This is a genomic window from Bradyrhizobium sp. Arg237L (assembly GCF_029990105.1).
Lineage (GTDB): Bacteria > Pseudomonadota > Alphaproteobacteria > Rhizobiales > Xanthobacteraceae > Bradyrhizobium.
In genome coordinates, this window is the sequence record NZ_JAQMIL010000101.1 from 16,503 (window position 1) to 29,329 (window position 12,827).

At 63.9% G+C, this 12,827-nt stretch carries 14 protein-coding genes; 6 read left to right on the plus strand and 8 right to left on the minus strand.

Features of this window, described 5'->3' with window-relative positions:
• Positions 1–42 precede the first annotated feature (42 nt).
• The 5 genes from OZ411_RS39145 to coxB form a co-directional block, all read right to left on the minus strand.
• Positions 43–684: a cytochrome c oxidase assembly protein gene (locus tag OZ411_RS39145; protein WP_282532216.1), complete on the minus strand. Its 642-nt coding sequence runs from the start codon at positions 682–684 to the stop codon at positions 43–45.
• Between the two features lie 12 nt (positions 685–696).
• Entirely contained in the window at positions 697–861 is a 165-nt protein-coding gene (locus tag OZ411_RS39150) for a hypothetical protein (RefSeq protein WP_028167936.1), read from the minus strand.
• 18 nt (positions 862–879) lie between these two features.
• A complete protein-coding gene (locus tag OZ411_RS39155; RefSeq protein ID WP_282532217.1) occupies positions 880–1,815 on the minus strand; it encodes a heme o synthase in 936 nt (311 codons plus the stop codon).
• A gap of 68 nt (positions 1,816–1,883) precedes the next feature.
• A complete protein-coding gene (ctaD, locus tag OZ411_RS39160) occupies positions 1,884–3,494 on the minus strand; it encodes a cytochrome c oxidase subunit I (protein ID WP_282532218.1) in 1,611 nt (536 codons plus the stop codon).
• Between the two features lie 94 nt (positions 3,495–3,588).
• Positions 3,589–4,428: a cytochrome c oxidase subunit II gene (coxB, locus tag OZ411_RS39165; protein ID WP_130582505.1), complete on the minus strand. Its 840-nt coding sequence runs from the start codon at positions 4,426–4,428 to the stop codon at positions 3,589–3,591.
• A gap of 576 nt (positions 4,429–5,004) precedes the next feature.
• Between coxB and OZ411_RS39170 the strand changes: the two genes are divergently transcribed.
• The 5 genes from OZ411_RS39170 to OZ411_RS39190 all read left to right on the plus strand — a co-directional run bounded on the left by OZ411_RS39170 (position 5,005) and on the right by OZ411_RS39190 (position 8,912).
• Entirely contained in the window at positions 5,005–5,463 is a 459-nt protein-coding gene (locus OZ411_RS39170) for an invasion associated locus B family protein (RefSeq protein ID WP_282532226.1), read from the plus strand.
• A gap of 103 nt (positions 5,464–5,566) precedes the next feature.
• The gene (gene tldD, locus OZ411_RS39175) at positions 5,567–6,991 is read left to right on the plus strand and encodes a metalloprotease TldD (protein ID WP_282532219.1); all 1,425 of its coding nucleotides are present in this window, start codon (positions 5,567–5,569) and stop codon (positions 6,989–6,991) included.
• Positions 6,991–7,761 (plus strand): signal peptidase I, encoded by a 771-nt coding sequence (gene lepB, locus OZ411_RS39180; protein ID WP_130582506.1) that lies wholly within the window; start codon positions 6,991–6,993, stop codon positions 7,759–7,761. Before tldD ends, lepB begins: the two co-directional genes overlap by 1 nt.
• A 158-nt stretch (positions 7,762–7,919) precedes the next feature.
• Positions 7,920–8,261, plus strand: a complete 342-nt coding sequence (locus tag OZ411_RS39185) for an MmcQ/YjbR family DNA-binding protein (protein ID WP_282532220.1) — start codon at positions 7,920–7,922, stop codon at positions 8,259–8,261.
• Between the two features lie 84 nt (positions 8,262–8,345).
• On the plus strand, positions 8,346–8,912 hold the full coding sequence (locus OZ411_RS39190; protein ID WP_282532221.1) for a nucleotidyltransferase family protein: 567 nt from the start codon (positions 8,346–8,348) through the stop codon (positions 8,910–8,912).
• A gap of 148 nt (positions 8,913–9,060) precedes the next feature.
• Here OZ411_RS39190 and OZ411_RS39195 read toward each other — a convergent pair whose 3' ends face one another.
• From OZ411_RS39195 to OZ411_RS39205, 3 genes are all read right to left on the minus strand, one after another.
• Positions 9,061–9,615 (minus strand): PAN domain-containing protein, encoded by a 555-nt coding sequence (locus OZ411_RS39195; protein ID WP_165421546.1) that lies wholly within the window; start codon positions 9,613–9,615, stop codon positions 9,061–9,063.
• Between the two features lie 314 nt (positions 9,616–9,929).
• On the minus strand, positions 9,930–11,300 hold the full coding sequence (locus OZ411_RS39200) for a glutamate--cysteine ligase (RefSeq protein WP_282532222.1): 1,371 nt from the start codon (positions 11,298–11,300) through the stop codon (positions 9,930–9,932).
• Between the two features lie 96 nt (positions 11,301–11,396).
• On the minus strand, positions 11,397–11,885 hold the full coding sequence (locus OZ411_RS39205) for a MarR family winged helix-turn-helix transcriptional regulator (protein WP_130583966.1): 489 nt from the start codon (positions 11,883–11,885) through the stop codon (positions 11,397–11,399).
• Positions 11,886–12,030: 145 nt separating this feature from the next.
• On the opposite strand from OZ411_RS39205, the gene gstA reads away from it, so the two are divergent.
• The gene (gene gstA, locus OZ411_RS39210) at positions 12,031–12,645 is read left to right on the plus strand and encodes a glutathione transferase GstA (protein WP_282532223.1); all 615 of its coding nucleotides are present in this window, start codon (positions 12,031–12,033) and stop codon (positions 12,643–12,645) included.
• Positions 12,646–12,827 lie beyond the last annotated feature (182 nt).

The following is a 12,827-nucleotide window of genomic DNA, read 5'->3' on the forward strand; positions in this document are numbered from 1 at the left end:
TCTCCGTTCGCGTGCCGTCAGGCACGTATTCGTCTCAGAAATTCAAAGATTGCCCTTGCGCTTGTCCTGCTCGCCGGAGGCCACTGGCTTCGGGACCGGATCGCGCACGGAATAGAAAGTGTAGGACAGGGTGATCGATTTCAGGCTGTCGTTCTCGCGGTCGGCGACCAGCGCCGGATCGACATAGAACACGACAGGCATCTCGCGCTTCTCGCCCGGCGCCAGGGTCTGCTCGGTGAAGCAGAAGCAGTTGATCTTCTGGAAATAGGCCCCGACCGTCAGCGGCGCGACATTGTAAGCCGCCTGGGCCGTCGTGGTCCGCGCCGACTGGTTGGTCACTGTGTAGAAGACGGTGACGACTTCGCCGATCCTGACTTCGATCTCGTTCTGCTCGGGCTCGAACTTCCAAGGCAAGCCCGGCGCGACATTGGCATCGAAGCGGACCTCGATCTTGCGGGCAAGCGGCCCCTCCACCGGCGCGGAGGTCGCGACCTGGGTGGTGCCGTTGAAACCGGTGGCGCGGCAGAACCAGTTGTAGAAGGGCACGGCCGCATAGGACGCGCCGACCATCAGCACGACGACGAAGCCGCAGATCGAGGCAACCACCGCGTCACGCGTCAACGTGCGGCGGGACGCCTTTTGGCTCGTGCCGGACTGCTTGGGCGTGGTCGTCTCTTGCGCCATCTCGATCACATCTCAGATCGGCCGCACCAGGACGGCCGGGCCCTTGACCAGGGTGACCGCGAAGAACAGCACAACCAGCACACCGAGCGCGAGCGCAATGGCGATCGAGCGCTGGCGGCGGCTCCTGAGCTGCGCCTCGGTAAGAACAATTCCTTCCTGCTCGCGTTTGTCATCCATTGCGTGTTCATGCGCTCCCTACCCGACCCATGATGCAACGGTGCGGAAGGCAACCTCGATCAGCAAGGTCGCGAACAGCGCGAACAAATAAAAAATGGAGAAAGCAAACAATTTGCGGCAGGCGCGATTGGCTTCCTTGCCCTCGCGGCGGCGATAGACGTCGACCGCGAGCCACAGCATGCCCGACCCGAGCAGGAGCGAGGCCACGCCATAGACCGCATCGAAATAGCCGAGCGGCCACGGCGCCACCGCGATCGCGACGAGCACGATCGTGTAGAGCAGGATCTGCAGCCGGGTCGCGTCGGGACCGGCGACCACCGGCAGCATCGGCACGCCGGCGCGGGCGTAGTCGTCGCTGCGGAACAGCGCCAGGGCCCAGAAATGCGGCGGGGTCCAGAAGAAGATGATCAGGAACAACAGCACGGGCTCGATCGACAACGAGCCGGTTGCGGCCGCCCAGGCCACCACCGGCGGCAGCGCGCCGGCGGCCCCGCCGATCACGATGTTCTGCGCGGTCCAGCGCTTCAGCCACATCGTGTAGACCACCACATAGAAGAAGATCGTGAAGGCCAGCAGCGCGCCCGCGACCCAGTTGACGAGGATGCCGAGCGTCATCACCGAGAAGAACGCGAGCGTCAGGCCGAAGGCGGTGGCTTCTCCACTTGTGATGCGGCCGCGTGGGATCGGCCGGTTGGCGGTGCGCGTCATCAACGCGTCGATATCGCCTTCATAGGCCATGTTCAGCGCGCCTGAGGCGCCTGCACCGACCGCGATGCAGAGGATCGAGGTGAAGGCCAGCACCGGATGGACGTGACCCGGCGCGATCATCAGGCCGACCAGCGCGGTGAAGATCACCAGCGACATCACCCGCGGCTTCAAAAGCGCGATGTAGTCGCCGACCTCGGCCTCGGAGATCCGCGGCAACTCGATGGCGTTGTGATCGACAACCGACACGATAGATTCGTTCCCTTAAATCAAGCAGAGAGCGCGACGCGCCCGTGAAGGGCGCGTCGCTGTTTCCTTTACTGCACGCGCGGCAGCACTTCGAACTGGTGGAAGGGCGGCGGCGAGGACAGCGTCCATTCCAGCGTGGTGGCGCCGGCGCCCCACGGGTTAGCGGCCGCCTGCTCCTTGCGGACGAAGGCGTCGATCACGCCGTAGATGAAGATCAGCACGCCGAAGCCGGAGATGTAGGAGCCGATCGAGGAGACCAGGTTCCAGCCGGCGAACGCGTCCGGATAGTCGACATAGCGGCGCGGCATGCCCGAGAGACCGAGGAAGTGCTGCGGGAAGAACACCAGGTTCACGCCGATGAAGGTGAACCAGAAGTGCAGCTTGCCGATGGTCTCGCTGTACATGTAGCCGAACATCTTCGGGAACCAGTAGTACCAGCCCGCGAAGATGCCGAACACGGCGCCCAGCGACAGCACGTAGTGGAAGTGCGCTACCACGTAGTAGGTGTCCTGCAGCACGCGGTCGACGCCGGCATTCGCCAGCACGACGCCGGTGACACCGCCGACCGTGAACAGGAAGATGAAGCCGATCGCCCAGATCATCGGCACCTTGAACTCGATCGAGCCGCCCCACATGGTCGCGATCCAGGAGAAAATCTTCACGCCGGTCGGGACCGCGATCACCATGGTGGCGGCGACGAAATAGGCCTGCGTCGCCGACGACATCCCGACCGTGTACATGTGGTGCGCCCACACCACGAAGCCGATGCCGCCGATCGCGACCATCGCGTAGGCCATGCCGAGATAGCCGAACACCGGTTTGCGCGAGAAGGTCGAGACGATCTGGCTGATCATGCCGAAGGCCGGCAGGATCAGGATGTACACTTCGGGATGGCCGAAGAACCAGAACAGGTGCTGGAACAGCACCGGATCGCCGCCGGCATCGGGGGCGAAGAAGGCGGTACCGAAGTTACGGTCGGTGAGCAGCATGGTGATGGCGCCGGCGAGCACCGGCAGCGACAGCAAGAGCAGGAACACCGTCACCAGGATCGACCACACGAATAGCGGCATCTTGTGCAGCGTCATGCCCGGTGCGCGCATGTTGAAGATCGTGGTGATGAAGTTGATCGCGCCCAGGATCGAGGAGGCGCCGGCGAGATGCAGCGACAGGATCGCGAAGTCGACTGCCGGCCCCGGGTGACCCGAGGTCGACAGCGGCGCGTACATGGTCCAGCCGGCGCCGACGCCGTTGGCGCCCGGCTCGCCCTCGACGAAGGTCGAGATCAAGAGCAGCGCGAAAGAGGCCGGCAAAAGCCAGAACGAGATGTTGTTCATGCGCGGGAACGCCATGTCGGGCGCGCCGATCATCAGCGGCACGAACCAGTTGCCGAACCCGCCGATCATCGCCGGCATGACCATGAAGAAGATCATGATCAGGCCGTGCGAGGTCACGAACACATTGTAGGTGTGGGACTCGTGGAAGATCTGCACGCCCGGATACATCAGCTCGGCGCGGATCGCGATCGACATCGCAGCCCCGATGATGCCCGCAATGACCGCGAAGATAAGGTACATCGTGCCGATGTCCTTATGGTTCGTGGAGTAGAGATAGCGGCGCCATCCGGTCGGATGGCCGTGATCATCATGGGCGTGATCGTGTGTCGCTGCGCCTGTTGCCATGTCCTAGATCCTTAAGCCAATTCCCTTTTGGACCTTTGCGGTCCCATCGCCCTTATTCTTCCGATGCGCGAAGCCCGCCCCCGGGCTTGCAGCCCTACTGCGCCGCCTGACCAACCGAGGCGTATGAGTTCGCCGGGTTGCTGGCAAATTTCTTCTTCGCGGCGTCCACCCAGCTCGCGAATTCCTGATCCTCGACGACCCGCACCGCGATCGGCATGAACGCATGGTCCTTGCCGCACAGTTCGGAACACTGGCCGTAATACATGCCGGTCTTGGTGGCCTTGAACCAGGTCTCGTTGAGACGGCCCGGGATCGAGTCGATCTTGATGCCGAAGGCCGGCACCGCAAACGAGTGGATGACGTCCGCGCCGGTGGTCTGGATCCGGATCACCTTGTTGACCGGCACCACCATCTCATTGTCGACGCCGAGCAGCCGCGGCTGCTTGTCCTGGGCAAGCAGCGAGTCGAACTCGAACTTGCCGTTATCCGGGTAGGCGTAGGACCAATACCACTGCTTGCCGGTGACCTTGATGGTCAGGTCCGACTTCGGCACGTCGAGCTGCAGGAACAAAAGGCGGAACGACGGCACCGCGATGCAGACCAGGATCAGCACCGGAACCAGCGTCCAGGCCACCTCGATCAGCGTGTTGTGGGTGGTCCTGGAGGGGACCGGATTCGCGCGCGCGTTGAACTTCATCACCACCATGACGAGCAGCGCCAGCACGAACAGCGTGATCACAGTGATGACCACCAGCAGGAAGTTATGAAACCAGACGATGTTCTCCATCACCGGGGAGCCCGCCTGCTGCAGGGTGACTTCCCAGGGCGCCGGCTGCCCCAATTCGGCGAATGCCGTCCCGCCGGTCGCGAGCGCCATGCCCGCTACCGCACCCCCCAGCAACCGCCGGCCCATCAGGCCCATCGACATCCTCATGCCGCTCGCGCTCCCTATGATTTATCCCCTTAGCACCCCCGCCATACGGCGAGGATGCAGCACGATCCGCCCTGACAAACGGCCTGCCGGACGCACCTTCGGAAAGTACGGGGCCAGATCGTTAGAACGCGTCGAAATCTAGCCTCTCAAACCATAATTCGCAGGCGCTCGCAATGCAGTAGTAGGGCCCCAAGCCATGCGCGATCGGCTATTCCCGTGATGTGACATTTTCTCGATAAATCAGGCGATAGCGGCGCTCCCGCGGGCCACGCCGCTTGACAGGGCGATTGCTGGATGTACCCACAGGCTGGGCGCTCCGCAGGAACCTGATTCGCGCGAAGAGCACCCACCACGGGGCGAGATTTGCTTGGGGATCGCCTTCAAGGCGCCGTCATTGCGGTATCAGTCGTTTTGCGTGCCGCCGGCAGCCGGGCAATGCACCGGACCTTGGCCGGGGAAACCAAGCCGGCATGGCCGGCCATCAAAGGATCGACCCGGATGGGCGCTTTGAAACATCACAGCGGACGTAGCTGGAGTGCCACCAACTGGCTGGGCGGCCTGCTAGCGCTCACGTTCATGTTGGGCCTGATGCAAGCGGCCCACGCCCAGGGGGCGGTACGCTCGGTCCATGGCGATTGGCAGATCCGCTGCGACACCCCGCCGGGCGCCCAGAGCGAGCAATGCGCGCTGATCCAGAGCGTGGTCGCCGAGGACCGTTCCAATGCCGGCCTCACCGTGATCGTGCTGAAGACCGCCGACCAGAAGAGCCGCCTGATGCGGGTGGTCGCGCCGCTGGGCGTCCTGCTTCCCTCCGGGCTCGGCCTGAAGCTCGACAATCAGGACGTCGGCCGCGCCGGTTTCGTCCGCTGCCTGCCGAACGGCTGCGTCGCCGAGGTCGTAATGGACGACAAGCTGCTCGGCCAGCTCAGGGGCGCCAAGACCGCGACGTTCATCATCTTCGAGACCCCCGAAGAGGGCATCGGCTTTCCGCTCAGCCTGAACGGGCTGGCGGAGGGGTATGACAAGTTGCCGTGAGGCAACCTCTCCCGAATTGCTGCAACAGCGCCTATCTTGATTGATGCTGTCCCGGCCAAGCCAAACATGAACGGGATGTAATTGCGTTGAATTCGGAGTCGTCATGACCAGTCCCGCCACAACCTCCCTGCTCGACCGCGCCAATCTCGACCGCGATGCCGTACGCCGCGAGGTCACGCGGGGGCTCCAAGGAGCGGATGACGGCGAATTGTTCCTCGAATTCGGACAGACCGAGGCCCTGGTGTTCGACAATGGGCGGCTGAAGCAGGCGACCTACGACACCAGCCAGGGGTTCGGCCTGCGCGCGGTGAAGGACGACGCGGTCGGCTACGCGCATTCCTCGGACGTATCGCTGCCGGCGCTGATTCGCGCCGCCGATGCGGTGCATGCGGTGCGCGGCGGCTATTCCGGCAGCTTCGCCGCGGCACCGACGCACACGAATGTGAAACTGTACGGCGACGAGAACCCGCTGGATGCGCCGGGCTTCGAGGCCAAGGTCAAACTGCTCGGCGAGATCGACGCCTATATCCGCGACAAGGACCCGCGGGTGCGGCAGGTTTCCGCGAGCCTGACCGCGACCTGGCAGGTGGTGGAAATCGTCCGGCCGGACGGCGAGAGCTATCGCGACATCCGGCCGCTGGTGCGGGTCAACATTTCCGTGGTCGCGGGCCAGGGCGACCGGCAGGAGAGCGGCAGCAAGGGTTACGGCGGCCGCGAAGGTTACGCCCGTTTCATAGAGACCAAGGCCTGGCGCGACGCTGCCGACGGCGCGCTGCGCGAGGCGCTGGTCAACCTGGAATCGGTGCCGGCGCCGGCCGGCGAGATGGACGTGGTGCTGGGCGCCGGCTGGCCCGGCGTGATGCTACATGAAGCCGTCGGTCACGGGCTCGAGGGCGATTTCAACCGCAAGAAGACTTCGGCCTTCGCAGGCCTGATGGGCCGGCAGGTCGCCGCCAAGGGCGTCACCGTGGTCGACGACGGCACGATGGCCTCGCGCCGCGGCTCGCTCTCGATCGACGATGAGGGCACGCCGACCAACCGCACCATGCTGATCGAGGATGGCATCCTGGTCGGCTATATGCAGGATCGCCAGAACGCGCGGCTCATGAACATGAAGCCGACCGGCAATGGCCGGCGGCAGAGCTATGCCCATGTGCCGATGCCGCGCATGACCAACACCTACATGCTGGCCGGGAAGAGCGATCCCGCGGAGATCCTCGCCTCGGTGAAGAACGGCATCTATGCCGCCAATTTCGGCGGCGGCCAGGTCGACATCACCTCGGGCAAATACGTCTTCCAGTGCACCGAGGCCTACAAGATCGAGAACGGCAAGCTGGGGGCGCCGCTGAAGGGCGCGATGCTGATCGGCAACGGGCCGACCGACCTCAACCGCATCACCATGATCGGCAACGATCTCGCGCTCGACACCGGCATCGGCACTTGCGGCAAGAACGGCCAGGGTGTGCCCGTCGGGGTTGGCCAGCCGACGCTGCGCATGGAGCGGATCACCGTAGGAGGAACCGGCTAGTGAGCAACGACGAAGTGGCGGTCAGCAAACCCACAAGCTGGCGTTCGCAAGCAGCTCAACTCGCGGCGATCGTCGCTGTCGTGTTCCTCGCCAAGGGCGCGATCGCCGAGCCGTTCTACGTGCCGTCGGGCTCGATGGAGCCGACGCTTTTGATCGGCGATGCGCTGGTCGCGTCGAAATACCCTTATGGTTACGGGACGGCCTCGCTGCCGATCCAGATCACGCTGCCGGAGTCGAGCGGCCGGCTGTTCGGCGAGCCCCCGCAGCGCGGCGACGTCGTGGTGTTTCGCTGGCCCGGCGACCGCTCGCAGGCCTGGGTCAAGCGCGTGGTCGGCCTGCCCGGCGACCGCATCCAGATGCGGCAGGGCCAGCTCTTCATCAACGACCACCCCGCGACGTTGAAGCCCGACGGCAGCGGCGAAGCCGAGGACGACCGCGGCCACACCGAGACCGCCTATCGCTATGTCGAGACACTGCCGAACGGCGTCAGCCACGCGATCTTCAAGATGCGCGACAACGGCCGCCTCGACAACACGCCTGAGGTCACCGTGCCGGCGGGAGAGCTGTTCGTGCTCGGCGACAACAGGGACAATTCCGCCGACAGCCGCGTCTCCGTGCGCGACGGCGGCGTCGGACTGCTGCCGGTCAACAACCTGATCGGCCGCGCCGACGCAGTGGTCGGCTCATGGGACATGGGCATCCGCAGCCAGCCGGTCTGGACCTGGCCGTCAGGCTTTCGGTTCGCGCGGTTCTTTACCTCGGTGCACTAGCTAGTAGACCCTCATGGTGAGGAGGCGCCAACGGGTCCGCGCGAAGCGCGGCCCGATGACAGGCTCCGCGCCGTCTCGAACCCATGAGGCCCGCGGCCCATCCCTCGAGGCGCCGCTTCGCGACTGCTCCGGATGAGGGAATGAATGTGGGGCACCAAATGACCTTCGACGACGTCAGGAAAATCGCGCTGGCGTGGCCGGAGGTCGAGGATGGCACCTCCTACGGCACGCCGGCATTGAAAGTGCGCAAGAAGATGCTGGTGCGCCTGAAGGAAGACGGCGACAGCCTGGTCATGCCCGGCGTGCCGCAGGACGAGTGCGACATGCTCGTCGAGAGCCGGCCGAAGGTGTTCTACTTCACCGATCATTATCGCGACTATCCGATCGTGCTGATCCGACTGTCGAAGGCGAGCCGCAGCATCGTCGAGCCGCTGTTGCGCCGCCACTGGCGCGCGCTGGCATCGAAGGCTGCGCTGAAAGCTAACGATGCTAATTCGTAGGGTGGGCAAAGCGCAGCGTGCCCACCACCAGCACTCCGCTCGGGGTGGTGGGCACGCTTCGCTTTGCCCACCCTACGGGACCTCATGACCCGAGACGAATTCGTCGCCACAGCGCTGCGCAATCCCGCCAATGCCATCATCGCCGATGAGCTGCTGCGGCTGGCACTGCCCGACGCGTGGCTCGTGGCGGGCTGCCTGGCGCAGACGGTCTGGAACGTCAGGACTCATCGTGCGGCCGACTACGGCATCAGCGACTACGACATTTTCTATTTCGATCGCGATACATCCTGGCAAGCCGAGGACCGGATCATCAAACGCGTGCATGATGCGGTTCGCCACCTCGGCGTCGCCGTCGAAGTGCGCAACCAGGCGCGCGTCCATCTCTGGTATCCCGAAAAGCACGGCCTGCCCTACCCGTCATTGACACGCTCGACCGATGGCATCGACCGGTTTCTTACGAAAAACACCCAGATCGGAATCCGCCGCACGGCGGAAGGCTACGATGTCTATGCGCCCGACGGCTTCGATGACGTCGCCGACATGATCGTGCGGCCGAACCCGGGAGCGAATTTTTCTGCAGCGAATTACCAGAAGAAAGCGGCGAGGTGGAAGGCGCTGTGGCCGGAGATCAGGGTATTGCCGGGTTGCTGATGCCTCCCGTCATTGCGAGGAGCGACAGCGACGAAGCAATCCATGCCTCAGCACGCGGAGACATGGATTGCTTCGCGGAGCCTGTCATCGGGCGCGCCTTCGCGCGACCCGTTGGCTCGCAATGACGGCGGGGGGTCGCGCTCGCCTGTTACCGCACCACGCCGGAGGTGAATCCGGCCTTGCGTCGCGGCGGCTTGATGTCCTTCTTCAGGAAACAATGCGGCTCGCGCCCGGCATAGCCGGGGCGCGCAAAGGTCCAGGCCCGGCATTTGTTGTCGGCGGCGCAAGCGGCCTTGCAGATCTCGTCGCCCTCGCCTGCCTTCAATTCGAAATTCTTGTAGTCGCCGCCGAGACGATCGATCGAGGTCTCGACCGTGCCATTGCGGGGCTCGACGACGCCGGCGCCGCGCACGCCGGTGACGCAGCAATTATTCTGGACGCGCGACGGCACCGAATTCTTGAGCCAGCACACCGCGCCGGTGGTGATGTCGGTCGGATAGTTGAAGCTCCAGGCGCGGCAGCGGCGGTCGCGCTCGCAGACCAGCGCGCAATCCGCGGGATCGCCCGAGGCAACGGGCGAACTCAGGTAATCGCCGCCGGGGCGATCGAAGTTGACCTGCGCCTGCGCCGGCCGCGACGTCGCTACGACCGCCAACAAGGCGAACGTCACCACACTCGCCCAGAAGAGGCGGCCAATTCTCATATCCTACGCTTTCGACTGTCCCCCCGCGCTCACCGCGGGTGGTCATTTGAGCGCCGCCAACCTGTACGCTGGATGAACGGCTCAAAAATGCGGCAAGCTGGCACACCAGGCGTGTGACCGCCGGCCGGCGTGTGGCCTAAACGCCACGCACGCGAAGAAGATGCATCAAAACAAGCGGATAGGATACGATGACGCTAATTCAGTACCGAAGCTCTAGATTCTTGGTTTGACGCGTTTTCTGCGCAGATAAGTCTACGCAATCTGCGTAAACTTGATTGCTATGCGAACCGATATCCACTTCGCTCGAAAACGCTTTAGAACGCGTATTCGTCATAGGCCGGCTCGACGGAGCCGTTCCAGGCGCCGTTGAACTTGTCCAGCAGCTCTTCCGCCGGCGTCCGGCCACAATCGATGATCCGCTCCAGCGGCTCGAGATAGCGGCTCTCGTCGCGGCCGATCTGGTCGATGCGGTTCCGCCGCCGCAGACCCACATGCGACAGTTTGAGACACTCTTTCGCGATCTCGAACAGATAGCGGTCCTTGATCCGCGCCTTGAAGCCGAAGCGCGGCACGTCGTCGCGCAGCGCCTGCCGCTCCCGCGCGGTCCAGTTCCGCACCAGATCCCAGGCCGCATCCAGCGTGTCGTTGTCATAGAGCAGCCCGACCCAGAATGCCGGTAATGCCGGCAGCCGTCCCCAAGGCGCGCCATCGGCGCCGCGCATTTCCAGATAGCGCTTGAGCCGCACCTCCGGAAAGATCGTCGAGAGGTGATTGGCCCAATCCGACAGGGTTGGACGCTCGCCGGGCAACGCAGGATTCTTGCCCTCGAAGAAATCGCGGAACGAGGTGCCGGAGACGTCAAGATAGTCGTCGCCGCGCTTGACGAAATACATCGGTACATCGAGGGCATAATCGACCCAGCGCTCGAACCCCATGCCGTCCTCGAACGCCCATGGCAGCATGCCGGAGCGCCCATTGTCGGTGTCGCGCCAGATCTCGGACCGGAACGACAGGAAGCCGTTGGGCTTGCCTTCCGTGAACGGCGAGTTGGCGAACAGTGCGGTCGCGATCGGCTGCAAGGCGAGCGACACGCGCAGCTTCTTCACCATGTCCGCTTCGGAGGAGAAGTCGAGATTGGTCTGCACCGTGCAGGTGCGGTACATCATGTCGATGCCGTATTTGCCGACCTTCGGCATGTAGCCGGTCATGATCTTGTACCGGCCCTTGGGCATCACCGGGATCTCTGCCCGCGACCAGGACGGCGTCATGCCGAGGCCGAGAAAGCCGATGCCAAGCGGGGTTGCGATCTCGCGGACCTGCGCGAGATGCGCCATCAGCTCGCTCTGGGTCTGATGCACGGTCTCGACCGGCGCGCCCGACAATTCGAACTGGCCGCCCGGCTCGAGCGAGATCGCGCCTCCCCCGGTGACGTCGTAGAGGCCGATGATGTTGCCGTTCTCCATGATCGGCTCCCAGCCGAGCAGGAGCTTCATGCCGTCGAGCAAGGCGCCGATGCCGCGCGCGCCTTCATACGGCACGGGCTGATGGTCCTGCAGCGTGAACGGCGTCTTCTCATGCTCGGTCCCGATCCGGAAATCGGACGGATCCTTCACGCCCGCCTCGATCCACGCGACCAGTTCGTCGCGCGATTGGAGTGGCGTCATATCGATCTGGTCACGCGCCATACGAATTCCGATACTGAAGCGCTTCGATCGAATGCGCGCGGTGGCAGGGGCATCCGCGAACCAGGCGGCCCGCGGATGCTGGTGGCAACAATGATATCATCGGGCTGTCACGCCGTCTCTTATCGCAGGCGGCTTGGCGTCGCTGCAGGAACATCCCAGCCGGTCCAGGAGCGCGCAGAGCTTGACCGCGTCGGTATCAGACAGTTTCGACCCGACATGCTTCTCGATCGCCGCCGAATAGGCGCCCCACATCCGCTTCTGCAATTCACGTCCCGCCTCGGTAATCTCGACGAACTGGCCGCGCTTGTCGACCTTGCATTCGCGACGGGCCGCCAGCCCCTCGTCCACCAGGCGGTCGATCAGCCGCGACGTTGAATATTGCGGCAGCAGCATCTGACGCTCCAACTCCACCGGCCGCAACTCCCCCGACGGCGCGCGCGACAGCTCGAGCAGGGCATCGTACCAGGCGAGCGGCGGAAAACCGGCCTTCTTCAGGTCCTGCTCGACGGCGTCGAGCACCCGGCTCTGCACCCGCATCAGGCGGATCCAGGCGGCGGTCGCCTCGGTCGATGGTTTGCGTTTCATGGCCTAGTCCGTCATCGTCAGCACGAAGTGTACCGTACTCAATGCACCTGCATCAATCTTGACTAATCATGCATGTGCATTTAGTCGGTCCGACGCCCAAGGCCAACAGGAAAAAGGCCAACAAGAATTCGAGAGGAGATCTCCGATGAAATTATACTATTCGCCCGGCGCCTGCTCGCTTTCGCCCCATATCGCGCTCCTGGAGGCCGGCCTGCCCTACGATCTGGTCAAAGTCGATGTACGCGCCAAGAAACTGGAAAATGGCGACGATTTCCTGCAAATAAACCCCAAGGGCCAGGTGCCGGCACTGGCGCTCGATTCCGGCGAACTGGTCACCGAAGGCCCCGTGATCGTACAGATGATCGCCGACCGTGCCGCGGGCAAGAACCTGGCGCCGGCCCACGGCAGCGCCGAGCGCTACAAGCTCCTCGAGTGGCTCAACTTCATCACCACCGAGCTGCACAAGAATTTCAGCCCGCTGTTCGCGCCGGTCCTGTCCGATGACACCAAGGCGTTCTTCAAGGACCGCCTGATGGGCAAATTCAAATATATCGACGGCCAGCTTGCCGGGCGCGACTACCTCCTCGGCAGCCAGTTCACCGTCGCCGACGGCTATCTGTTCACGATGCTGGCCTGGGCCGACCGGATGAAGTTCGACCTGTCGGGCCTGCCCAATCTCACCGCCTACAAGGCCCGCGTCGCCGCTAGGCCGAAAGTGCAGGAAGCGCTGACCAAGGAAGGGCTGCTGAAGGCGGCGTAGGGTCTTTCCTCACCAAATGGCAAAGGGGCCGGATAGGCAACCCGGCCCTCTTGTAGTTGTGTAGCCCGGATGGAGCGAAGCGCAATCCGGGGACTTTCGAGCGACGGTTAAGTGAAGTGCACCCTTATCGTGAGACACGATAATCAGGGACAGGTGCCCGCCGCTTGAGGCGGCAGGGCGGG

What these genes read in the sequence shown, in the direction of transcription:
- OZ411_RS39185 (WP_282532220.1), top strand. Translation starts at nt 7,920, where the DNA reads ATGACCTTCGACGACGTCAGGAAAATCGCGCTGGCGTGGCCGGAGGTC.
- OZ411_RS39195 (WP_165421546.1), bottom strand. Translation starts at nt 9,615, where the DNA reads ATGAGAATTGGCCGCCTCTTCTGGGCGAGTGTGGTGACGTTCGCCTTG.
- coxB (WP_130582505.1), bottom strand. Translation starts at nt 4,428, where the DNA reads ATGAGGATGTCGATGGGCCTGATGGGCCGGCGGTTGCTGGGGGGTGCG.
- OZ411_RS39205 (WP_130583966.1), bottom strand. Translation starts at nt 11,885, where the DNA reads ATGAAACGCAAACCATCGACCGAGGCGACCGCCGCCTGGATCCGCCTG.
- ctaD (WP_282532218.1), bottom strand. Translation starts at nt 3,494, where the DNA reads ATGGCAACAGGCGCAGCGACACACGATCACGCCCATGATGATCACGGC.
- OZ411_RS39200 (WP_282532222.1), bottom strand. Translation starts at nt 11,300, where the DNA reads ATGGCGCGTGACCAGATCGATATGACGCCACTCCAATCGCGCGACGAA.
- gstA (WP_282532223.1), top strand. Translation starts at nt 12,031, where the DNA reads ATGAAATTATACTATTCGCCCGGCGCCTGCTCGCTTTCGCCCCATATC.
- OZ411_RS39170 (WP_282532226.1), top strand. Translation starts at nt 5,005, where the DNA reads ATGTTGGGCCTGATGCAAGCGGCCCACGCCCAGGGGGCGGTACGCTCG.
- tldD (WP_282532219.1), top strand. Translation starts at nt 5,567, where the DNA reads ATGACCAGTCCCGCCACAACCTCCCTGCTCGACCGCGCCAATCTCGAC.
- OZ411_RS39190 (WP_282532221.1), top strand. Translation starts at nt 8,346, where the DNA reads ATGACCCGAGACGAATTCGTCGCCACAGCGCTGCGCAATCCCGCCAAT.
- OZ411_RS39145 (WP_282532216.1), bottom strand. Translation starts at nt 684, where the DNA reads ATGGCGCAAGAGACGACCACGCCCAAGCAGTCCGGCACGAGCCAAAAG.
- OZ411_RS39150 (WP_028167936.1), bottom strand. Translation starts at nt 861, where the DNA reads ATGGATGACAAACGCGAGCAGGAAGGAATTGTTCTTACCGAGGCGCAG.